This is a genomic window from Trinickia sp. (assembly GCF_036503415.1).
Taxonomy (GTDB): domain Bacteria; phylum Pseudomonadota; class Gammaproteobacteria; order Burkholderiales; family Burkholderiaceae; genus Trinickia.
In genome coordinates, this window is sequence record NZ_DASXWY010000071.1 from 1 (window position 1) to 20,680 (window position 20,680).

Sequence of the window (20,680 nt, forward strand, 5' to 3'; positions counted from 1 at the left end):
CATCAAGCCGCACAAGCACTTCACCGGCGAGATCTACGTATTGTCGAAAGACGAAGGTGGACGTCACACCCCGTTCTTCAACAACTACCGTCCGCAGTTCTACTTCCGCACCACCGACGTCACCGGCTCGATCGAACTGCCGAAAGACAAAGAGATGGTCATGCCAGGTGATAACGTCTCGATCACCGTTATGCTGATCAACCCGATTGCGATGGAAGAGGGATTGCGCTTTGCAATTCGCGAAGGCGGCCGTACCGTCGGCGCAGGTGTCGTTGCGAAGATCATCGAGTAAAATCGTCGGCTTCGCGCCAACGCGGTAGGCATTGGCGCGCAGTTGTACGAAGTAGTCGTGTCCGGGGTTGGGCACCAGCTTCCTGGCGGGAGCCCAACCCCTCGTTCTTTACCAATCCGGCGGTGCAAAGCCGCCTCGCTCTTTCCAAGGAATCGTCATGCAGCAGATCCAAAAGCAGAAAATCCGTATTCGCCTCAAGGCGTTCGACTATCGTTTGATCGATCAGTCGGCTGCCGAGATCGTCGAGACGGCGAAGCGGACCGGCGCGATCGTTCGTGGCCCCGTGCCGCTGCCCACCCGCATCCAGCGCTTCGACATCCTGCGCTCGCCGCACGTCAACAAGACGTCGCGCGATCAGTTGGAAATCCGCACGCATCAGCGTCTGATGGACATCGTCGATCCGACGGACAAGACCGTCGACGCGCTGATGAAGCTCGATTTGCCGGCCGGCGTGGACGTCGAAATCAAGCTGCAATAAGGTTTGCGCCGCCATCCTCGTTCGAGGATGGCGGTAAGTCTTTGATTGCTTGCGAAAAACGAAGGGCCTCGCTATAATGCAAGGCTTTTCACGCATTTGCGTAAAAAAGCTGGAACCGTTCAGGTCCCCTGTCGATCCCTGGCAGCCTTTGCTGGCGCGGGATTGCGGGTTGAAAGGCTCTGGCATTTTGTAAATTAGCCCCGGCCAATCGCAGTCGGGAATGGAGAAAACGATGAGCCTTGGACTCGTAGGTCGCAAGGTTGGCATGACCCGTATCTTCACGGCCGAAGGGGATTCGATTCCCGTGACCGTGCTGGACGTGTCCGACAACCGCGTGACGCAGATCAAGACCGTTGAAACGGATGGTTATATCGCCGTTCAAGTGGCTTTCGGTACGCGCCGTGCATCGCGCGTGACGAAGCCGCTGGCAGGTCACCTCGCCAAAGCCGGCGTCGAAGCCGGTGAAATCCTCAAGGAATTCAAAATCGATGCCGCCAAGGCTGCCGAGCTCAGCGCTGGCGCCGTGATCGGTGTCGATATCTTCGAAGTGGGCCAGAAGATCGACGTGCAAGGCGTGTCGATCGGTAAGGGCTACGCCGGTACCATCAAGCGCTACAACTTCGCCTCGGGCCGTGCCTCGCACGGTAACTCGCGTTCGCACAACGTGCCGGGTTCGATCGGTATGGCGCAGGATCCCGGCCGTGTGTTCCCTGGCAAGCGCATGACCGGTCACATGGGTGACGATACGGTCACGGTGCAAAATCTCGAAATCGCTCGCATCGATGCGGATCGCAAGCTGCTGCTCGTCAAGGGCGCCGTTCCCGGCGCGAAGGGTGGCAAGGTTTTCGTGACGCCGGCTGTGAAGGCGCGCGCCGTGAAAGGAGCGAAATAATGGAACTGAAGCTCCTGAATGCGAATGGACAGGAAGGCGCGACGGTCAACGCATCGGACGTCGTGTTCGGCCGTGACTACAACGAAGCCCTGATTCATCAGATCGTCGTCGCTTATCAAGCGAACGCTCGCAGCGGCAACCGCGCGCAGAAAGATCGCGAGCAGGTCAAGCACACGACGAAGAAGCCGTGGCGCCAAAAGGGTACGGGCCGCGCCCGTGCCGGTATGTCGTCGAGCCCGCTGTGGCGTGGCGGTGGTCGGATCTTCCCGAACTCGCCGGAAGAGAACTTCTCGCACAAGGTCAACAAGAAGATGCATCGCGCAGGTCTCTGCTCGATCTTCTCGCAGCTTGCCCGCGAAGGCCGTCTGTCGGTCGTCGAAGACCTCGCTCTCGAAGCGCCGAAGACGAAGCTGTTGGCCGAGAAGTTCAAGGCCATGGGGCTCGAATCCGTGCTCGTGATTACGGACACGGTCGACGAGAACCTGTACCTCGCGTCGCGCAACCTCACCCATGTGGCGGTTGTCGAGCCGCGTTACGCGGACCCGCTCTCGCTGATCTACTTCAAGAAAGTACTGATCACGAAGGCTGCGGTCGCCCAGATCGAGGAGTTGCTGTCATGAGCGAGAATCGCAAGAACGATCATCGTTTGATGCAGGTCCTGCTCGCGCCGGTGATCTCCGAAAAGGCGACGCTGGTGGCCGACAAGAACGAGCAAGTGGTGTTCGAAATCGCGCCGGACGCGACCAAGCAGGAAGTCAAGGCTGCTGTCGAGTTGCTGTTCAAGGTGGAAGTCGATTCGGTCAACGTCCTCAATGTGAAGGGCAAGGCGAAGCGCTTCGGCCGGTTCATGGGTCGCCGCAAGGACGTCAGGAAGGCTTATGTCTGCCTGAAGCCGGGCCAGGAAATCAACTTCGAAGCGGAGGCCAAGTAATCATGGCACTCGTGAAAGTTAAGCCGACCTCGCCCGGACGCCGTGCGATGGTCAAGGTGGTCAACAAGGATCTTCACAAGGGCAAGCCGTTCGCGGCGCTCGTCGATAAGAAGACCTCGACCGCCGGCCGTAACAACAACGGTCACATCACGACGCGTCACAAGGGTGGCGGTCACAAGCAACACTATCGCGTGATCGATTTCCGTCGCACGAAGGACGGGATTCCCGCGAAGGTCGAGCGTATCGAATACGACCCGAACCGTAGCGCGAACATCGCGCTCGTGCTGTACGCCGACGGCGAACGTCGCTACATCATCGCGTCGAAGGGCATGACGGTCGGTCAACAGCTGATGTCCGGCTCCGAAGCGCCGATTCGTGCAGGCAACACGCTGCCGATCCGCAACATCCCGGTCGGTACGACGATCCACTGCATCGAGATGATGCCGGGCAAGGGTGCGCAAATGGCGCGTTCGGCCGGTACCTCGGCGATGCTGCTGGCGCGTGAAGGCACCTACGCGCAGGTCCGTCTGCGTTCGGGTGAAATCCGCCGCGTGCACATCGAGTGTCGCGCGACGATTGGCGAAGTCGGCAACGAAGAGCACAGCCTGCGCCAAATCGGCAAGGCCGGTGCGAACCGCTGGCGCGGTATCCGCCCGACGGTGCGTGGCGTTGCGATGAACCCGGTCGATCACCCGCACGGTGGTGGTGAGGGTCGTACAGCGGCAGGCCGTCATCCGGTGAGCCCGTGGGGCCAGCAGACGAAGGGCTATCGCACCCGCAGCAACAAGCGCACGACGACGATGATCGTCCAGCGCCGTCACAAGCGTTAAGGAGCAGACAATGGCACGTTCTGTAAAAAAAGGTCCGTTCTGCGACGCCCATTTGCTGAAGAAAGTTGAGGCGGCTGCAGCTTCGCGCGACAAGAAGCCGATCAAGACCTGGTCGCGTCGCTCGACGATCCTTCCGGACTTCATCGGCTTGACGATCGCTGTCCACAACGGTCGTCAGCACGTTCCGGTGTACATCTCGGAAAACATGGTCGGCCACAAACTTGGCGAGTTCGCATTGACCCGTACGTTCAAGGGTCACGCGGCCGACAAGAAGGCCAAGAAATAAGGGGCAATCAAGATGGAAGTGAAAGCAATTCATCGCGGTGCCCGCATCTCGGCGCAGAAGACGCGCCTTGTGGCCGACCAGATCCGCGGTTTGCCGGTCGACAAGGCGCTGAACGTTCTGACGTTCTCGCCGAAGAAGGCGGCAGGCATCGTGAAAAAGGTCGTGCTGTCGGCGATCGCGAATGCGGAGCACAACGAAGGCGCCGATATCGACGAGCTCAAGATCAAGAGCATCTACGTCGACAAGGCTGCTTCGCTGAAGCGCTTCACCGCGCGCGCGAAGGGCCGCGGCAACCGCATCGAGAAGCAATCCTGTCACATCACTGTGACGGTCGGGAATTAAGGGGTCATACGATGGGACAGAAAATTCATCCGACTGGCTTCCGTCTGGCCGTCAGCCGCAATTGGGCGTCGCGTTGGTACGCGAACAACAACAATTTCGCGGCGATGCTCCAGGAAGACATCGGTGTTCGTGAGTATTTGAAGAAGAAGCTGAAGAACGCTTCGGTGGGCCGTGTGGTCATCGAGCGTCCGGCGAAGAACGCGCGCATCACGATTTACAGCTCGCGTCCTGGCGTCGTCATCGGCAAGAAGGGCGAGGATATCGAGTTGTTGAAGTCGGAGCTGCAACGCCGCATGGGCGTGCCGGTCCACGTCAACATCGAGGAAATCCGCAAGCCGGAAACCGATGCTCAGTTGATCGCGGATTCGATCACGCAGCAGCTCGAGCGCCGGATCATGTTCCGCCGCGCGATGAAGCGCGCGATGCAAAACGCCATGCGTCTCGGTGCCCAGGGCATCAAGATCATGAGCGCCGGCCGCCTGAACGGTATCGAAATCGCGCGTACCGAGTGGTATCGCGAGGGTCGCGTACCGCTCCATACGCTGCGTGCCGACATCGATTACGCAACCTCGGAAGCGAAGACGACGTACGGCATCATCGGCGTCAAGGTGTGGGTCTATAAGGGCGACACGCTCGGCCGCAACGATGCTCCGGTCGTCGAAGAGCCCGTCGAGGAAAAGCGTCCGCGCCGCAATGCGCGTCCGGGCGAGCGCCGTCCCCGCCGTGACGGCGAAGGTGGCGCGCCCTCGGGTGCCCGCCGCGGCGCACCGCGTCGTGGTGGCGCCGGTGGCGACGGCAAGACTGGAGAATAACGATGCTGCAACCGAAACGCAGGAAGTATCGCAAAGAGCAAAAGGGCCGTAACACCGGTGTCGCGACGCGCGGCAACGCCGTGTCGTTCGGTGAATTCGGCCTGAAGGCTATCGGTCGCGGCCGTTTGACCGCACGCCAAATCGAAGCGGCGCGTCGTGCCATGACGCGCCACATCAAGCGTGGCGGCCGCATTTGGATTCGCATTTTCCCGGACAAGCCGATCTCGCAAAAGCCGGCTGAAGTACGGATGGGTAACGGTAAAGGTAACCCTGAGTACTACGTCGCCGAGATCCAGCCGGGCAAGATGCTGTACGAAATGGATGGCGTAACCGAAGAGCTGGCGCGTGAAGCGTTCCGTCTGGCCGCAGCCAAGCTGCCGCTGAAGACGGCGTTCATCGTTCGCCAACTGGGCGCCTAAGGAGCAAGTGATGAAGGCTTCAGAACTTCACCAGAAAGACAAGGCCGCGCTCAACAAGGAGCTGTCGGACCTGTTGAAAGCGCAATTCGGCCTGCGCATGCAGCTCGCGACGCAGCAGCTCACGAATACGAGCCAGCTGAAGAAGGTTCGTCGCGATATCGCACGCGTGCGGACCGTCCTGACTGAGAAGGCGAACCAGAAATGAACGATAGCGTGAAAACCTCGCTCAAGCGGACGCTGATCGGCAAGGTCGTCAGCAACAAGATGGACAAGACGGTCACCGTGCTGGTCGAGCACCGCGTGAAGCACCCGATCTACGGCAAGTACGTCGTGCGCTCGAAGAAGTACCACGCACACGACGATGCGAACACGTACAACGAGGGCGACCTCGTTGAAATCCAGGAAACGCGTCCGATCTCGAAGACGAAAGCCTGGGCTGTGTCGCGTCTTGTCGAAGCTGCCCGCGTGATCTAAAGCAGCGAAGCAGTACCGCGCTTCGGCGCGGGCGGTCGGACCGGGTCGCGCAAGACATCGGGCCCGAACGCCAGGCCGGCGGGGAGGTGATTGTGAAGGCCTCGCCGCGGCTGCTGCGGAAGTCGTTGAAAGTGCAGCAAATTTAGCTTGCAAGGCCGGGATTGTTTGATATAATCTCGGTCTTCCCTCTTTTTGGGATCCGTTGCGGGCGAGGCGGGATCCAACCGGAAGGGAAGCGACGGGCGCCAGCCTGTTGCGAAGGATTCACTCGATTGCGATGGCGGTTTCCGATGCCGTCGCTGCTGTTCCAACCCAAACAGCCAAGCGGCCTAGTAGTAACAGCGGCGCGGCTGACGGGACCAAGACTGACCGGCTGAACCATGGTGGTGCAGGCGGATTAAGTTGGGAAAGGTAAACCATGATCCAGACCGAATCTCGGCTTGAAGTGGCCGACAACACGGGTGCGCGTGAAGTCATGTGCATCAAGGTGCTCGGCGGCTCGAAGCGTCGTTACGCCAACATCGGCGACATCATCAAGGTGAGCGTCAAAGAGGCAACGCCGCGCGGGCGCGTGAAGAAAGGCGAAATCTACAACGCCGTGGTCGTGCGTACGGCCAAGGGCGTGCGTCGCCAGGACGGCTCGCTGATCAAGTTCGACGGTAACGCCGCCGTGCTTTTGAATAACAAGCTCGAGCCTATCGGCACCCGTATCTTCGGGCCGGTCACGCGTGAGTTGCGTAGCGAACGGTTCATGAAGATCGTTTCGCTCGCGCCGGAAGTGCTGTAAGGAGTCGCGATGAACAAGATTCGCAAGGGTGACGAAGTCGTCGTCATTACCGGCAAGGACAAAGGCAAGCGCGGTGTCGTACTCGCCGTTGGCGGCGACAACGTGACGGTGGAAGGCATCAACCTCGTCAAGAAACACGTGAAGCCGAACCCGATGAAGGGCACGACGGGCGGTGTGGAAGCCAAGACGATGCCGCTGCATATTTCGAATGTCGCGCTCGTCGACGCGAACGGCAAGGCCTCGCGCGTTGGCATCAAGGTCGAGGACGGCAAGAAAGTCCGCTTCCTGAAGACGACCGGTACCGTGCTCGGTGCCTGACGCTGCGGAGTGATAAAAATGGCTCGTTTGCAAGAGTTTTACAAAGAGAAGGTTGTACCCGGCCTCATCGAGAAGTTCGGTTACAAGTCCGTCATGGAAGTGCCGCGCATCACCAAGATCACGCTGAACATGGGTCTGGGCGAAGCCGTCGCTGACAAGAAGATCATCGAGAACGCCGTCGGCGATCTGACGAAGATTGCTGGGCAAAAGCCTGTCGTGACGAAAGCGCGCAAGGCTATCGCTGGCTTCAAGATCCGTCAGGGCTATCCGATCGGCGCGATGGTCACGCTGCGCGGCCGCGCGATGTACGAATTCCTCGATCGTTTCGTCACGGTGGCGCTGCCGCGCGTGCGCGACTTCCGCGGTATCTCGGGTCGCGCGTTCGACGGTCGCGGCAACTACAACATCGGTGTGAAAGAGCAGATCATTTTCCCCGAGATCGACTACGACAAGATCGACGCGCTGCGTGGGCTGAACATCAGCATCACGACGACTGCGAAGACTGACGACGAAGCCAAGGCACTGCTCGCCAGCTTCAAGTTCCCGTTCAGAAATTGAGGTTACCGTGGCTAAACTGGCACTGATCGAACGTGAAAAGAAGCGCGCCCGCCTTGCGGCGAAGTTCGCACCGAAGCGCACCGCGCTGAAGGCGATCATCGACGACCAAAGCAAGTCGGAAGAAGAGCGCTATGCGGCTCGCCTCGAGCTGCAGCAACTGCCCCGCAACGCCAACCCGACGCGCAAACGCAATCGCTGCGCGATCACGGGTCGGCCGCGCGGCACGTTCCGCAAATTCGGACTGGCGCGTAACAAGATTCGTGAAATCGCGTTCCGCGGCGAGATCCCCGGCCTCACCAAGGCGAGCTGGTAATAGGAGAAACATAAATGAGCATGAGTGATCCTATCGCCGATATGCTGACTCGCATCCGCAATGCGCAGATGGTCGAGAAAGTCTCGGTGACGATGCCCTCGTCGAAAGTGAAGGTGGCGATTGCGCAGGTCCTGAAGGACGAAGGCTATATCGAAGACTTCGCTGTGAAGTCGGATGGTGTGAAGTCGAATCTGCATATCGGGCTGAAGTACTACGCGGGCCGTCCGGTGATCGAGCGCCTCGAGCGCGTCTCGAAGCCTGGTCTGCGCGTGTACCGCGGTCGCAACGACATTCCGCAGGTCATGAATGGCCTCGGTGTGGCGATCGTCTCGACGCCCAAGGGTGTGATGACGGACCGCAAGGCGCGCGCCAATGGCGTCGGCGGCGAAGTCATCTGCTACGTCGCTTAACGCCGAAAGAGGAGAAGAAACATGTCTCGAGTAGGTAAAAGCCCGGTCGCGCTCAGCGGCGCCGAAGTGAAGGTCGCCGATGGCTTCATCACGGTGAAGGGCCCGCTCGGCACGATTTCGCAAGCGTTGAACAAGCTCGTGAACATCGTCGTCGACGGCGCGTTCCTGAAGTTCGAGCCGGTCGGCGAAAGCCGTGAAGCCAATGCGATGTCGGGCACGATGCGTGCCATCGTCGCGAACATGGTGCACGGTGTCACCAAAGGTTTCGAGCGTAAGCTGACGCTCGTGGGCGTGGGCTATCGTGCGCAAGCGCAAGGCGACAAGCTGAACCTGTCGCTGGGCTTCTCGCACCCGGTGGTGCACCAGATGCCTCAAGGCGTGAAGGCGGAAACGCCCTCGCAAACGGAAATCGTGATCAAGGGGATCGACAAGCAGCAAGTCGGCCAAGTCGCTGCCGAAGTGCGCGGCTATCGCCCGCCTGAGCCCTACAAGGGCAAGGGTGTGCGCTACGCCGACGAGGTGGTGATCCTCAAAGAAACGAAGAAGAAGTAAGGGTGCGCAATCATGGATAAGACTCAATCTCGCCTGCGCCGCGCTCGTCAGACGCGTATCAAGATCGCCGAACTGCAGGTCGCACGCCTCGCCGTGCACCGCACGAACACGCATATCTACGCGCAAGTGTTTTCGCCCTGCGGCACCAAGGTGCTCGCCAGTGCGTCGACGCTCGAGGCCGAAGTGCGTGCTCAGCTGGCCGACCAGTCGGGCAAGGGTGGCAACGTTGCCGCTGCCACGCTGATCGGCAAGCGCATCGCGGAGAAAGCCAAGGCTGCCGGCATCGAATCCGTCGCCTTCGACCGCTCGGGTTTCCGCTACCACGGCCGCGTGAAGGCGCTGGCTGATGCGGCGCGCGAAGCCGGGCTCAAGTTCTAAGGGAAGAATTCGTCATGGCAAAGATGCAAGCGAAAGTTCAGGCTGACGAACGCGACGACGGCCTTCGCGAAAAGATGATTTCGGTCAATCGCGTGACCAAGGTCGTGAAGGGTGGCCGGATTCTCGGTTTCGCCGCACTGACCGTGGTTGGCGATGGCGATGGCCGCGTCGGCATGGGCAAGGGCAAAGCGAAGGAAGTGCCCGTTGCCGTGCAAAAGGCAATGGAGCAGGCTCGTCGCAACATGTTCAAGGTGCCGCTCAAGAACGGCACGCTGCAGCACGAAGTGCACGGCAAGCATGGCGCATCGAAGGTCCTCCTCGCTCCGGCGAAGGACGGTACCGGCGTGATCGCCGGCGGCCCGATGCGCGCCGTGTTCGACGTGATGGGTGTTCAGAACGTCGTGGCCAAGAGCCACGGTTCGACGAACCCTTACAACCTCGTTCGTGCGACGCTCGACGGTCTGCGCAAGCAGTCGACGCCGGGTGACATTGCGGCCAAGCGCGGCAAGTCGGTCGAAGATATTTTGGGCTAATGCCTGGGTGGTCACCATGTCTGAAAAAACTGTCAAGGTTCAGCTCGTCAAGAGCCTGATTGGGACCCGCGAAACGCACCGTGCCACGGTGCGCGGCCTGGGCCTGCGCCGACTCAACTCGGTTAGCGTTCTGCAAGATACGCCCGCCGTGCGCGGCATGATCAACAAGGTTTCGTACCTTGTTAAGGTCGTCGACTGAGCGCGGACCACGGACTCGAGGAGTTGAATATGGAATTGAATAACCTGAAGCCGGCCGAAGGCGCGAAGCACGCCAAGCGCCGTGTCGGCCGCGGTATCGGCTCGGGCCTCGGCAAGACTGCGGGTCGCGGCCACAAGGGTCAGAAATCGCGTTCGGGCGGCTTTCACAAAGTCGGCTTCGAAGGCGGTCAGATGCCGCTGCAGCGTCGTTTGCCGAAGCGCGGCTTCACCTCGCTGACGAAGGAATTCGTCGGTGAAGTGCGCCTCTCCGACCTGGAAAAGCTGCCCGTCGACGAAATCGATCTGCTCGCGCTCAAGCAAGCTGGTCTCGTCAACGAGCTGACGAAAAGCGCCAAGATCATCGCCACGGGCGAAATCAAGCGCAAGATCGTCGTGAAGGGTCTGGGTGCAACGAAGGGCGCTCGCGCGGCCATCGAAGCAGCCGGCGGCTCGTTTGCCGAGTAATTGGCTTTCGCTCGCGTGAGAAGCCGATTGCCGGTCATGGTATTTGCATCGGAGAAGGTACTTGGCTAACAGCCCGAGTCTTGCAAAAACCGGGAAAAGCGCAGCGAAGTTCGGCGACCTGCGCCGGCGAGCAGTTTTTCTGCTGCTGGCGCTCGTCGTTTATCGAATCGGCGCGCATATTCCGGTGCCGGGCATCGACCCGGATCAGTTGGCGAAGCTGTTCCAAAGCCAATCTGGCGGCATCCTGGGCATGTTCAACATGTTCTCGGGTGGCGCGCTGTCGCGGTTCACGGTGTTCGCGTTGGGGATCATGCCGTACATCTCCTCGTCGATCATCATGCAGCTGCTCGCGATCGTTTCGCCGCAGCTCGAAGCGCTGAAGAAGGAAGGGCAGGCCGGGCAGCGGAAGATCACGCAGTACACGCGGGTCTTCACGGTCTTGCTGGCGACGTTCCAGGCGTTCGGCATCGCCGTTGCGCTCGAAAACCAACCGGGCCTCGTGATCGATCCTGGCATGGTCTTTCGGCTGACGACGGTCGTGACGCTCGTGACGGGCACGATGTTCCTGATGTGGCTCGGTGAGCAGATTACCGAGCGCGGGCTCGGCAACGGCATCTCCATCATCATCTTCGGTGGGATCGCGGCCGGATTTCCGAATGCGATCGGCGGGCTCTTCGAGCTGGTGCGCACGGGTTCGATGAGCATCATTTCCGCGATCATCGTCGTGGCACTGATTGCGGGCGTGACCTATGTCGTCGTGTTCATCGAGCGCGGTCAGCGCAAGATTCTCGTGAACTACGCGAAGCGCCAGGTCGGCAACAAGATTTACGGCGGGCAGTCGTCGCACCTGCCGCTGAAGTTGAACATGTCGGGCGTGATTCCGCCGATCTTCGCATCGTCGATCATCCTGTTCCCGGCCACGATCCTGAACTGGTTCAGTTCGGGTTCGCGCGGCGACTGGTTCAGCCAGACGTTGCACAACGTAGCGGAGGCGCTGAAGCCTGGGCAGCCCGTCTACGTGTTGTTGTATGCGTTGGCGATCGTGTTTTTCTGCTTTTTCTATACCGCGCTGGTGTTCAACAGCAGGGAAACGGCCGACAACCTGAAGAAAAGCGGTGCTTTCGTTCCAGGGATTCGTCCTGGCGATCAGACCGCACGCTATATCGACCGCATCCTCACGCGGCTGACGCTGGCCGGTGCGATTTATATCGTGTTCGTCTGTCTGCTGCCTGAGTTTCTGGTGCTGCGCTGGAACGTGCCGTTTTATTTTGGCGGAACGTCGCTGCTGATCATTGTCGTCGTCACGATGGACTTCATGGCGCAGGTGCAGTCGTACGTTATGTCGCAACAGTATGAATCGCTGCTCAAGAAAGCCAATTTCAAGGGCAGCAACATCCCGATGCGTTGAAAGGACTTATGGCCAAAGACGATGTAATCCAGATGCAGGGCGAGGTGATCGAGAACCTGCCCAATGCGACCTTCCGCGTGAAGCTGGAAAACGGCCATGTCGTATTGGGACATATCTCGGGCAAGATGCGGATGCACTACATCCGTATCCTGCCGGGCGACAAGGTGACGGTTGAGTTGACGCCTTACGATCTGTCGCGTGCGCGGATCGTGTTCCGGGCGAAGTGATTTGAAAAAAGGGTAATATCATGAAAGTGATGGCATCGGTTAAGCGCATTTGCCGCAATTGCAAGATCATCAAGCGCAAAGGCGTTGTGCGCGTGATTTGCAGCTCTGATCCGCGCCACAAACAGCGTCAAGGCTAACGCCGACGCTTTTGCTTGCGCTTTTTGTTTGAGGAAAAACAATGGCTCGTATTGCAGGGGTGAACATCCCGAACCACCAGCATGCCGAAATCGGCCTCACGGCGATCTTCGGTGTCGGCCGCACGCGCTCGCGCCGGATTTGCGAGGCGGCGGGTGTCGACTACTCGAAGAAGGTCAAGGACCTGACGGACGCGGATCTCGAAAAGCTGCGTGACGAAGTCGGCAAGTTTGTCGTCGAGGGCGATCTGCGCCGCGAAGTGACGATGAACATCAAGCGCCTGATGGATCTCGGCTGCTACCGCGGCGTGCGTCATCGCAAGGGGCTGCCCCTGCGTGGCCAGCGTACGCGCACGAATGCCCGTACGCGCAAGGGTCCGCGCCGTGCAGCGCAATCGCTGAAGAAGTAAGCGGGACTGACAGTTACAGGAAAATGTAATGGCTAAGGCTTCGAACAACACCGCGGCGCAACGCGTTCGCAAGAAGGTCAAGAAGAACGTCGCCGAGGGCGTGGTTCACGTTCACGCGTCGTTCAACAACACCATCATCACGATCACCGATCGTCAGGGCAACGCGCTTGCCTGGGCGACCTCGGGTGGCCAAGGTTTCAAGGGCTCGCGCAAGTCCACGCCGTTCGCGGCGCAGGTTGCGGCGGAGTCGGCTGGCCGCGTGGCGATGGAATACGGCGTAAAGAACCTCGAAGTGCGGATCAAGGGTCCCGGCCCGGGTCGCGAGTCGGCAGTGCGTGCACTGCATGGTCTTGGCATCAAGATCACCGCGATCTCGGACGTGACGCCGGTTCCGCACAACGGCTGCCGTCCGCCGAAGCGCCGCCGTATCTAAGGCGAGCGAAAGTACGACGCCTGTTGGCGCTTCATCGCGCCAGCAGGCTGTTTGCATCTCGATATCCTAAGCCCACCGTTCGGACCGACGAGTCCGGACTAGCGCGGAAAGTTTCATGTCCGCGTGATCAAACCCAGAAGGAACGCAAAGTGGCACGCTATACCGGCCCCAAAGCCAAGCTGTCTCGCCGTGAAGGCACCGATCTCTTCCTGAAGAGCGCGCGTCGCTCGCTCGCCGACAAGTGCAAGCTGGACAGCAAGCCCGGCCAGCACGGTCGCACTTCCGGCGCACGTACGTCGGACTATGGCACCCAGCTGCGCGAAAAGCAAAAAGTGAAGCGCATGTACGGTGTGCTCGAGCGCCAATTCCGCCGCTACTTCGCGGAAGCGGATCGCCGCAAGGGCAACACGGGCGAAAACCTGTTGCAATTGCTCGAGTCGCGCCTCGATAACGTCGTCTATCGCATGGGCTTCGGCTCCACGCGCGCGGAAGCGCGCCAGCTCGTGAGCCACAAGGCCATCACGATCAATGGCCAGGTCGCGAACATCCCTTCGCTGCAAGTAAAGGCCGGTGACATCGTCGCGGTGCGCGAGCAGGCCAAGAAGCAGGCTCGCATTCTCGAAGCCGTTTCGCTCGCCGAGCAAGGCGGTCTGCCGAGCTGGGTCGCGGTCGATACCAAGAAGTACGAAGGTACGTTCAAGCAGATGCCCGAGCGCGCCGACATTGGTGGCGATATCAACGAAAGCCTGATCGTCGAATTGTATTCGCGCTAATCGGATTTACGGCCGGGGTACCCCGATTGCGTCAGGCAAGGGGGCGCCTCGGCTGTTCATTTTCAGGTTGTTACCGGTCAGCCTTATCGGTGTAACGAGCCGAGGGTATTGAAAAGGAAAACCTATGCAAACCAGTTTGTTGAAGCCCAAGATCATCGCCGTGGAATCGCTTGGCGAGAACCACGCGAAAGTGGTCATGGAACCGTTTGAACGCGGTTACGGCCACACGTTGGGCAACGCGCTTCGGCGCGTGCTGCTGTCGTCGATGATCGGCTACGCGCCGACCGAAGTGACGATCGCAGGCGTCGTACATGAGTATTCGACGCTCGATGGTGTGCAAGAGGACGTCGTCAATCTGCTGCTGAACTTGAAGGGTGTCGTATTCAAGCTGCACAACCGGGATGAAGTGACGGTCACGCTGCGCAAGGAAGGCGAAGGCCTCGTGACGGCGCGCGATATCGAATTGCCGCACGACTGCGAAGTGATCAATCCCGACCATGTGGTTGCCCACCTCTCGAAGGGCGGCAAGCTCGACGTGCAGATCAAGGTCGAAAAGGGCCGCGGCTATGTGCCCGGCAACGTGCGCCGGTATGGCGAGGAAACGGCGAAGATCATCGGCCGCATCGTGCTCGACGCATCGTTCTCTCCGGTTCGCCGTGTGAGCTATGCGGTCGAGAGCGCGCGTGTCGAGCAACGTACGGACCTCGACAAGCTCGTGATGAACATCGAAACCAACGGCGTGATTTCGCCCGAGGAAGCGATTCGTCAATCGGCTCGCATTCTGGTCGACCAGCTTGCCGTCTTCGCTGCGCTGGAAGGAACGGAAGCTGCGGCCGAAGCGCCGTCGCGTGCGCCGCAGATCGATCCGATCCTGCTGCGTCCGGTGGACGATCTCGAACTGACGGTGCGTTCCGCGAACTGCCTGAAGGCCGAGAACATCTACTACATCGGCGATCTGATTCAGCGTACCGAAAACGAGCTGCTCAAGACCCCGAACCTCGGTCGCAAGTCGCTCAACGAGATCAAGGAAGTGCTCGCGTCGCGCGGTCTCACGCTCGGCATGAAGCTCGAAAACTGGCCGCCGGCCGGTCTCGACAAGTAAGCTGACTGGCAACGACGCGGATTTTCCTTTAAAATCCGCGTCTTGCTTTTTCATACCGGCCCGTGTCCCAGGCTTTTTCTTCCTGAAAGCCGCGACGATAGAAGAGCTGGATCAAAACTTTGAATCAAGGAAACTGAGATGCGTCACCGTCATGGTCTGCGGAAACTGAACCGCACGAGCAGCCACCGTTTGGCAATGCTCCGTAACATGTCCAACTCGCTGATCGAGCACGAAGTCATCAAGACGACGCTGCCGAAAGCGAAAGAACTGCGCAAGGTCGTCGAGCCGCTCATCACGCTCGGCAAGAAGCCTTCGCTCGCCAACCGCCGCCTCGCGTTCAACCGCCTGCGCGACCGCGATTCGGTCGCGAAGCTGTTCGACGTGCTCGGTTCGCGCTTCGCGAACCGCCCCGGCGGCTATCTGCGCATCCTGAAGTTCGGCTTCCGCGTCGGCGACAATGCGCCGATGGCGCTCGTCGAGCTGCTCGACCGTCCGGAACCGGTGGAAGGCGAAGAAGTGCAAGACGCGGAATAAAGCGTCCATCAACGCCGCGAAGCTCTTGCGGCAGCGATAAAAGGGGTCAAGCGCAGCTTGGCCCTTTTTTTATCGTGCGCCCGGTGCGGCGGACGAGTGTGCGGCGCCGATCGGCGGGTGAAGAGCGGCCGATGGTACGATAATGCGAGCATGTATGCCGTTGTTGGAGAGACCGTGTCTGTCGAAATCGTTCTGATGCTGACCACGCTGCCGGACGCCGCATCGGCGCAGGCGCTGGCGGATGCCGTCCTCGATGCGCGGTTGGCTGCGTGCGTTGCCGAATCGGCTCCGCTGCATTCGCGTTATCGCTGGAAGGGGCAGAAGGAATCGGCTCAGGAAATCCAGTTGCTCTTCAAGACCAGCGTCGCGCGTGCGCTCGAGCTCGAGCAATTCATTGCGGAGCACCATCCCTATGAGACGCCCGAGATCGTATCGTGGCCGGCAAGCGCCTCGACGGCTTACGGGCAATGGGTGGTGGCCGAAACTCATCGTCCAATCCATGTTTAGATCGCCCGGCGCGCATGCAGGATCGCTCGCGCGCTTCTTCTTCCTGATCCCGCTCGTGCTGGCCGCTTGCTTGATGGCGAGCTTCGGCACGTCGGCGCGCGCCGATGATTTTCTCGATCCCTCGGCTGCGTTTCGTTTCAGCGCATCGGAGGTACCGGGCGCGGTCGACGTTCGTTTCCAGATTGCCGATGGCTACTACCTGTACCGGGAGCGCTTCGCGTTTGCGGTGAAGACTGGAACCGCGACGCTCGGTGAGCCGCAACTGCCCGCCGGCCATGTCAAATTCGACGAGACCTTCCAAAAGAACGTCGAAACCTATCGGCAAAGCGTCGTCGTTCATGTACCCGTGAAAGCGGCGAGCGGGCCCTTCGAATTGGCTGTGACCTCGCAAGGTTGTGCGGACGCGGGGATCTGCTATCCGCCCGATACGCATGTCTATCGGGTGAGCGGCGCCGCCTTGCAGTCGGGCGCACCGGGCGCGGGCACAACGGTCGCGGGCACAACGGTCGCGCCCGAGGGCACCGCTGGAAACGGCGGGTCGTCTTCCTGGTATGACCGGCTCACGAGCGCGGATTACGCGGGCTCGCTGCTGCAAGGCGGCGGCTTCGCGGCAACGGTCGGCCTCTACTTTCTCGCGGGTCTCGTGCTGAGTCTGCTGCCTTGCTCGTATCCCATGATCCCGATTCTCTCGGCGATCATCATCGGGGAAGGGCACCGCGTCACCCATGCGCGCGGATTCGCGCTGTCGCTGTCATATGTGATCGGCATGGCGCTCGTTTACACGGCGCTCGGTATTGCTGCGGCGCTCGTCGGGCAGAGCCTCGGAGCATGGTTGCAGAATCCGTGGGTCCTCGGCGCCTTTGCGCTGCTGCTGACATTGTTCGCGTTGTCGTTGATCGCGGGCCTCGATATCGCGTTGCCGCAGCGCTGGCATGACCGGATGTCCGAGGCATCGAACCGGCGACCGGGCGGCAAGCTCGCAGCCGTCGCCGCAATGGGCGCCTTGTCGGCCCTGGTCGTCGGTGCGTGCATGACGGCGCCCCTCTTTGCCGTGCTCGCATTCATCGCACACACGGGCAACGCGTTGCTCGGCGGGGCGGCACTTTTTTCGATGGGGATCGGGCTCGGTGTGCCGCTTTTGATCGTCGGCCTGGGGGCCGGCGCACTCCTGCCGCGCGCGGGCGGATGGATGGAGGGCATCAAGGTCTTCTTCGGCGTCGTGTTGCTGGCGGCCGCGCTGTGGATCGTCTGGCCCGTTTTGCCGGCGACGGCGCAGATGCTGCTTGGCGCGCTCTGGCTGCTGTTTGCCGCCGCGACGCTCGGTCTTTTTTCGCCGCATGCGAGCGCAGTCTCGATCTGGCGGCGTCTTGGACGCGGCATCGGAGCCGCATTTGCCATCTGGGCGGCCGCGCTCATCGTCGGGCTTGCCGCGGGATCCACCGATCCATTGCGCCCGCTCGCGGTGCTCGCCGCGCGTGTCGGTGCATCTGCGGCGGCGACCGAGCAGCCGTTGGACCGCTCGTTTCAACCCGTGCGAAGCTCGGCCGAGCTCGATCGATCGATCAAGGCGGCGGGACGCCCGGCGATGCTCGATTTCTACGCGGATTGGTGCGTCAGCTGCAAGGAAATGGAGCGCTTCACCTTCGCCGATCCGAGGGTCCGCGCGCGCCTCGCTCAGTTGCAACTGCTACGCGCCGACGTGACAGCCAACAGCGCCGACGATCAGGCGCTTCTGAAGCGCTTTTCGCTATTCGGGCCGCCGGGGATCATTTTCTTCGACGCGGGCGGCAAGGAAGTTTTGCGTGTCGTCGGCTATGAATCGGCCGACAAATTTCTGCGCAGCCTGGATCGGGCGTTGCCGTCGAGCGGATCGTCAGTCGCGCTGACGATCCGATAGCACAACTCATTTCGGTTAGCGCTGATCCCGCAGCAACCGAGCCGCGTCCAGTGCGAAGTAGGTCAGCACACCGTCGGCGCCTGCGCGCTTGAACGCGAGCAGCGACTCCATCATCACCTTGTCGTGATCGAGCCAGCCGTTTTGTGCAGCGGCTTTCAGCATCGCGTATTCACCGCTCACTTGATAGACATAGGTGGGGAAGCGAAACTCGTCTTTCACCCGCCGCACGATGTCCAGATAGGGCATGCCGGGTTTCACCATCACCATATCGGCGCCTTCCTCGATATCGAGGCGGACTTCGCGCAACGCTTCGTCCGAGTTCGCCGGGTCCATCTGGTACGTCATCTTGTTGCTCTTGCCGAGGTTGGTCGCAGAGCCGACTGCGTCGCGGAACGGCCCGTAGAAGGCCGATGCGTACTTCGCCGCGTAGGCCATGATCCGAGTGTGGATGCGACCCTCGCTTTCGAGCATCTCGCGCAGTGCGCCGATGCGGCCGTCCATCATGTCGGACGGTGCGAGGATGTCCACGCCGGCTTCCGCTTGGGTGCGGGCCTGTTCGACGAGGATTTCAACCGTCTCGTCATTGAGCACGTAACCCGCTTCGTCGAGCACACCGTCTTGGCCGTGGCTCGTATAGGGATCGAGCGCGACATCGGTCAGTACGCCGAGTTCGGGGAAGCGGGCCTTGATTTCCCGCACCGCGCGAGGAACCAATCCTTCGGGATTCGCCGCTTCGCGGCCGTCCGGCGTTTTCAGCGAAGGCTCGATGGCGGGAAAAAGCGACAGCACGGGCACGCCGAGTTCGACGCACCGGTGCGCCACGTCGAGCAACAGATCGACCGATAGGCGTTCGACGCCCGGCATTGACGGCACCGCCTGCCTCACCTTCGAACCTTCGACGATGAATACCGGGTAAATGAGATCGTTGGTCGTCAATACGGTCTCGCGCATGAGGCGGCGCGAGAAGTCGTCGCGTCGCATCCGGCGCGGACGATGATGCGGATAAAAGCTCATGGTGTTTGTCGAGAACCGCTTCGAAGTTCGTCTAAATTCCGGCAAAACCGGCCCCAATCGTTTTTCGGACAGTTTGCAGGGAGCGGGAACCTGCCCGGACGCTACTCTTTGCACGATGGTATATGATAGCGATCGAGTAACGCGCCTGGCGCGGAGCTCCCCGCTTCTCCTCCCTGAGCGGGTGCCTGTCGTTTTTCGATTAGGCTGTTTAACCCGCCGAGGTCCGGCGGGTTTTTTTCTGGTTTTGAGATAGTGCCCGCAAGGCGGGTTTACGAACCTCTTTCGGATGCCGCCAGCCAACCCTCGATGACGACATGAGCGTCTTCGAGCCCTGTCCGTTTGAGCGCCGAAAAAAGTTGCGCAGTGAGTTCACCGCGATAGCCCGCATCGCGATATTCGGCGAGCCCTTTTTGCGTGGCCCGCAGTGCATTGGTGCCCTCTTGGCGCGTCAATTTGTCGCACTTGGTGAGCAGCGTGTGAATCGGCTTGCCCGTCGGCGCGAACCACTCGATCATGCGGCGATCGAGCTCGGTCAGCGGACGCCGCGAATCCATCATGAGGATCATGCCGCGCAACTGGGCGCGGCTTTGCAGGTAGCTGGCGAGCAGCGCCTCCCAATGTGCCTTCGCGGCTCCGGGCACTTCGGCGTAGCCGTAGCCGGGCAGATCCACGAGATAGCCCACGGGTTCGTCGGCCGGCCCGACGCCGAAATAATTGATATGCTGCGTCCGGCCGGGCGTCTTGCTCGCGAAGGCAAGGCGCTTCTGGTTGCAAAGGACGTTGATGGCCGTCGACTTGCCGGCGTTGGAGCGGCCGGCGAACGCAACCTCCGGCGTGACTGTGCCGGGCAGGTCGCGCAGATGGTTGACGGTCGTGAAAAAGCGGGCTTGATGCAGCAAGAAGGCCATGGCGGAAGAGGTGGGCGGTCGAGCGAGACCGAAAAGTGGGGGCAAGCGCCCAGGGTGCAGCCGACTGGCGTCTTGGCGCATAGCGAGGTATTGTACAATACGACGGTTTGGCCGAAGACCGGACGAGGCCGCCAACACGCGCTTCGCACGGCCTTTCGAGCCCGTACGGGCATGACGCCGCAGGCGTTTTTTTGCGGCGGAAATGATGGGCGCCGTCGTTTTTCCGAAACCTCTCGAGGAACTGACCGGGCCGCTGGGCAACCGCTTGCAGCCCCAAGGGGAGATTGCTTGCTTGCGCCGCGAATGGGCTTCGGGACACTCAATTCTCAAAAGACGAAACCGGGTGTGCGAATGAATCGACTGTGCAAGTCTTTGGTGGTCCTTGAAGTCGTGGCGGCAGGTTTGATGGGTGTGGCGACAGGAGCAAGCGCGGCGGAAGCGCTCAAGCCCGATGCCAACAAGGGGCAGGCGATCGCAACGAGCGTGTGCGTAGCGTGCCATGGAGCGGACGGTAACAGTGCCAGCGCGGCGTTTCCGAAGCTGGCCGGGCAGCATGAGCAGTACCTCCTGAAGGAGTTGAGGGACTTCAAGGTCAAGCCGGGCGAAAAAGCCGCGGTGCGGCAAAACCCGGTGATGGCGGGCATCGTCGCATCGCTGTCGGACCAGGATATGGCGAACGTCGCCGCGTATTTCGCCTCGCAAGCGCCGAAGGGCGGCGCGGCGCGCGACGCCGCGACGGTCGCGTTGGGGCAGAAGATTTACCGGGGCGGCATTGCGGACAAGGGCGTGCCCGCTTGCGCGAGTTGCCATGGACCCACCGGGCAGGGCATTCCCGTGCAGTTCCCGCGCGTGTCGGGACAATGGGCCGATTACACGCATGCGCAGCTCACGGCGTTCGAGCAGGGAACGCGCAAGAACGATGTCATGCAGCCGATCGCCTCGCGGCTGACCGACACTGAAATGAAAGCGGTGGCGGACTACATGGCCGGCCTGCATTGACAGGTACGCGCCGCATTACATTTGACGCTCCGCTGTGCGACACGCGCGGCGAGACGCGGCAAGAAC

General features: G+C 60.9%; 34 protein-coding genes and 1 pseudogene. 33 read left to right on the plus strand and 2 right to left on the minus strand.

The window, feature by feature from the left end; translation table 11 throughout:
- The 32 genes and pseudogenes from tuf to dsbD form a co-directional block, all read left to right on the plus strand.
- Positions 1-292, plus strand: a pseudogene (gene tuf / locus VGL01_RS09810) (elongation factor Tu); the annotation flags it as partial.
- 166 nt (positions 293-458) lie between these two features.
- A complete protein-coding gene (gene rpsJ, locus VGL01_RS09815) occupies positions 459-770 on the plus strand; it encodes a 30S ribosomal protein S10 (RefSeq protein WP_331568851.1) in 312 nt (103 codons plus the stop codon).
- 232 nt (positions 771-1,002) lie between these two features.
- The gene (gene rplC / locus VGL01_RS09820) at positions 1,003-1,662 is read left to right on the plus strand and encodes a 50S ribosomal protein L3 (RefSeq protein WP_331568774.1); all 660 of its coding nucleotides are present in this window, start codon (positions 1,003-1,005) and stop codon (positions 1,660-1,662) included.
- Positions 1,662-2,282, plus strand: a complete 621-nt coding sequence (gene rplD / locus VGL01_RS09825; RefSeq protein WP_331568776.1) for a 50S ribosomal protein L4 — start codon at positions 1,662-1,664, stop codon at positions 2,280-2,282. The genes rplC and rplD overlap by 1 nt, the downstream gene beginning before the upstream one ends.
- On the plus strand, positions 2,279-2,593 hold the full coding sequence (rplW, locus tag VGL01_RS09830) for a 50S ribosomal protein L23 (protein ID WP_173256835.1): 315 nt from the start codon (positions 2,279-2,281) through the stop codon (positions 2,591-2,593). The genes rplD and rplW overlap by 4 nt, the downstream gene beginning before the upstream one ends.
- Positions 2,594-2,595: 2 nt before the next feature.
- Positions 2,596-3,423 (plus strand): 50S ribosomal protein L2, encoded by an 828-nt coding sequence (gene rplB / locus VGL01_RS09835; protein ID WP_331568778.1) that lies wholly within the window; start codon positions 2,596-2,598, stop codon positions 3,421-3,423.
- 10 nt (positions 3,424-3,433) lie between these two features.
- Entirely contained in the window at positions 3,434-3,709 is a 276-nt protein-coding gene (rpsS, locus tag VGL01_RS09840; RefSeq protein WP_004199273.1) for a 30S ribosomal protein S19, read from the plus strand.
- 12 nt (positions 3,710-3,721) lie between these two features.
- The gene (gene rplV / locus VGL01_RS09845) at positions 3,722-4,051 is read left to right on the plus strand and encodes a 50S ribosomal protein L22 (RefSeq protein ID WP_004199272.1); all 330 of its coding nucleotides are present in this window, start codon (positions 3,722-3,724) and stop codon (positions 4,049-4,051) included.
- An 11-nt stretch (positions 4,052-4,062) separates the two neighbouring features.
- Positions 4,063-4,863 carry a 30S ribosomal protein S3 gene (rpsC, locus tag VGL01_RS09850; RefSeq protein ID WP_173256837.1) on the plus strand — a complete coding sequence of 267 codons (801 nt, stop codon included), beginning with the start codon at positions 4,063-4,065 and terminating at the stop codon, positions 4,861-4,863.
- Positions 4,864-4,865: 2 nt separating this feature from the next.
- Positions 4,866-5,282, plus strand: coding sequence for a 50S ribosomal protein L16 (gene rplP, locus VGL01_RS09855; RefSeq protein WP_115537029.1), 417 nt, complete (start codon positions 4,866-4,868; stop codon positions 5,280-5,282).
- A 10-nt stretch (positions 5,283-5,292) separates the two neighbouring features.
- Positions 5,293-5,487, plus strand: coding sequence for a 50S ribosomal protein L29 (gene rpmC, locus VGL01_RS09860; RefSeq protein WP_075159014.1), 195 nt, complete (start codon positions 5,293-5,295; stop codon positions 5,485-5,487).
- Positions 5,484-5,756 (plus strand): 30S ribosomal protein S17, encoded by a 273-nt coding sequence (gene rpsQ / locus VGL01_RS09865; RefSeq protein WP_173256839.1) that lies wholly within the window; start codon positions 5,484-5,486, stop codon positions 5,754-5,756. Before rpmC ends, rpsQ begins: the two co-directional genes overlap by 4 nt.
- 418 nt (positions 5,757-6,174) lie before the next feature.
- Entirely contained in the window at positions 6,175-6,543 is a 369-nt protein-coding gene (gene rplN, locus VGL01_RS09870) for a 50S ribosomal protein L14 (protein WP_026229630.1), read from the plus strand.
- Positions 6,544-6,552: 9 nt separating this feature from the next.
- Positions 6,553-6,861 (plus strand): 50S ribosomal protein L24, encoded by a 309-nt coding sequence (gene rplX / locus VGL01_RS09875; protein ID WP_331568780.1) that lies wholly within the window; start codon positions 6,553-6,555, stop codon positions 6,859-6,861.
- Positions 6,862-6,879: 18 nt separating this feature from the next.
- Positions 6,880-7,419 carry a 50S ribosomal protein L5 gene (gene rplE, locus VGL01_RS09880; RefSeq protein WP_173256841.1) on the plus strand — a complete coding sequence of 180 codons (540 nt, stop codon included), beginning with the start codon at positions 6,880-6,882 and terminating at the stop codon, positions 7,417-7,419.
- Between the two features lie 7 nt (positions 7,420-7,426).
- Positions 7,427-7,732 (plus strand): 30S ribosomal protein S14, encoded by a 306-nt coding sequence (rpsN, locus tag VGL01_RS09885; protein WP_173256842.1) that lies wholly within the window; start codon positions 7,427-7,429, stop codon positions 7,730-7,732.
- Between the two features lie 14 nt (positions 7,733-7,746).
- Positions 7,747-8,142: a 30S ribosomal protein S8 gene (gene rpsH, locus VGL01_RS09890; RefSeq protein ID WP_173256843.1), complete on the plus strand. Its 396-nt coding sequence runs from the start codon at positions 7,747-7,749 to the stop codon at positions 8,140-8,142.
- A gap of 21 nt (positions 8,143-8,163) precedes the next feature.
- On the plus strand, positions 8,164-8,694 hold the full coding sequence (gene rplF / locus VGL01_RS09895; RefSeq protein WP_331568782.1) for a 50S ribosomal protein L6: 531 nt from the start codon (positions 8,164-8,166) through the stop codon (positions 8,692-8,694).
- Between the two features lie 12 nt (positions 8,695-8,706).
- Positions 8,707-9,072 carry a 50S ribosomal protein L18 gene (gene rplR / locus VGL01_RS09900; RefSeq protein ID WP_008923336.1) on the plus strand — a complete coding sequence of 122 codons (366 nt, stop codon included), beginning with the start codon at positions 8,707-8,709 and terminating at the stop codon, positions 9,070-9,072.
- Between the two features lie 14 nt (positions 9,073-9,086).
- Positions 9,087-9,605, plus strand: a complete 519-nt coding sequence (gene rpsE, locus VGL01_RS09905) for a 30S ribosomal protein S5 (RefSeq protein WP_331568784.1) — start codon at positions 9,087-9,089, stop codon at positions 9,603-9,605.
- Positions 9,606-9,621: 16 nt separating this feature from the next.
- The gene (rpmD, locus tag VGL01_RS09910) at positions 9,622-9,804 is read left to right on the plus strand and encodes a 50S ribosomal protein L30 (RefSeq protein WP_217283238.1); all 183 of its coding nucleotides are present in this window, start codon (positions 9,622-9,624) and stop codon (positions 9,802-9,804) included.
- Between the two features lie 29 nt (positions 9,805-9,833).
- Positions 9,834-10,268 (plus strand): 50S ribosomal protein L15, encoded by a 435-nt coding sequence (gene rplO / locus VGL01_RS09915; RefSeq protein ID WP_331568786.1) that lies wholly within the window; start codon positions 9,834-9,836, stop codon positions 10,266-10,268.
- 61 nt (positions 10,269-10,329) lie between these two features.
- Positions 10,330-11,676: a preprotein translocase subunit SecY gene (gene secY / locus VGL01_RS09920; RefSeq protein ID WP_331568788.1), complete on the plus strand. Its 1,347-nt coding sequence runs from the start codon at positions 10,330-10,332 to the stop codon at positions 11,674-11,676.
- 8 nt (positions 11,677-11,684) lie between these two features.
- Positions 11,685-11,903: a translation initiation factor IF-1 gene (gene infA, locus VGL01_RS09925; protein ID WP_004521905.1), complete on the plus strand. Its 219-nt coding sequence runs from the start codon at positions 11,685-11,687 to the stop codon at positions 11,901-11,903.
- Between the two features lie 20 nt (positions 11,904-11,923).
- Positions 11,924-12,040: a 50S ribosomal protein L36 gene (gene rpmJ / locus VGL01_RS09930; RefSeq protein ID WP_004199844.1), complete on the plus strand. Its 117-nt coding sequence runs from the start codon at positions 11,924-11,926 to the stop codon at positions 12,038-12,040.
- 41 nt (positions 12,041-12,081) lie between these two features.
- The gene (gene rpsM / locus VGL01_RS09935) at positions 12,082-12,447 is read left to right on the plus strand and encodes a 30S ribosomal protein S13 (protein WP_173256849.1); all 366 of its coding nucleotides are present in this window, start codon (positions 12,082-12,084) and stop codon (positions 12,445-12,447) included.
- 28 nt (positions 12,448-12,475) lie between these two features.
- On the plus strand, positions 12,476-12,880 hold the full coding sequence (gene rpsK / locus VGL01_RS09940) for a 30S ribosomal protein S11 (protein ID WP_017777173.1): 405 nt from the start codon (positions 12,476-12,478) through the stop codon (positions 12,878-12,880).
- A 149-nt stretch (positions 12,881-13,029) separates the two neighbouring features.
- On the plus strand, positions 13,030-13,653 hold the full coding sequence (gene rpsD / locus VGL01_RS09945; RefSeq protein WP_331568790.1) for a 30S ribosomal protein S4: 624 nt from the start codon (positions 13,030-13,032) through the stop codon (positions 13,651-13,653).
- A 124-nt stretch (positions 13,654-13,777) separates the two neighbouring features.
- Positions 13,778-14,755, plus strand: coding sequence for a DNA-directed RNA polymerase subunit alpha (locus VGL01_RS09950; protein ID WP_173256851.1), 978 nt, complete (start codon positions 13,778-13,780; stop codon positions 14,753-14,755).
- A 138-nt stretch (positions 14,756-14,893) separates the two neighbouring features.
- Complete coding sequence (gene rplQ / locus VGL01_RS09955) at positions 14,894-15,289, plus strand: 50S ribosomal protein L17 (RefSeq protein WP_331568792.1); 396 nt, start codon at positions 14,894-14,896, stop codon at positions 15,287-15,289.
- A 150-nt stretch (positions 15,290-15,439) separates the two neighbouring features.
- Positions 15,440-15,796 (plus strand): divalent-cation tolerance protein CutA, encoded by a 357-nt coding sequence (gene cutA / locus VGL01_RS09960; RefSeq protein ID WP_331568794.1) that lies wholly within the window; start codon positions 15,440-15,442, stop codon positions 15,794-15,796.
- Positions 15,789-17,693, plus strand: coding sequence for a protein-disulfide reductase DsbD (gene dsbD, locus VGL01_RS09965; protein WP_331568796.1), 1,905 nt, complete (start codon positions 15,789-15,791; stop codon positions 17,691-17,693). Before cutA ends, dsbD begins: the two co-directional genes overlap by 8 nt.
- A 15-nt stretch (positions 17,694-17,708) precedes the next feature.
- On the opposite strand, the gene hemB is transcribed toward dsbD, so the two are convergent.
- Together hemB and yihA are read right to left on the minus strand one after the other, a co-directional pair.
- Positions 17,709-18,707: a porphobilinogen synthase gene (hemB, locus tag VGL01_RS09970; RefSeq protein ID WP_331568798.1), complete on the minus strand. Its 999-nt coding sequence runs from the start codon at positions 18,705-18,707 to the stop codon at positions 17,709-17,711.
- A gap of 269 nt (positions 18,708-18,976) precedes the next feature.
- Complete coding sequence (gene yihA / locus VGL01_RS09975) at positions 18,977-19,615, minus strand: ribosome biogenesis GTP-binding protein YihA/YsxC (RefSeq protein WP_331568800.1); 639 nt, start codon at positions 19,613-19,615, stop codon at positions 18,977-18,979.
- A gap of 351 nt (positions 19,616-19,966) precedes the next feature.
- Between yihA and VGL01_RS09980 the strand changes: the two genes are divergently transcribed.
- A complete protein-coding gene (locus VGL01_RS09980; RefSeq protein ID WP_331568802.1) occupies positions 19,967-20,614 on the plus strand; it encodes a c-type cytochrome in 648 nt (215 codons plus the stop codon).
- The last annotated feature ends 66 nt before the right edge of the window (positions 20,615-20,680 follow it).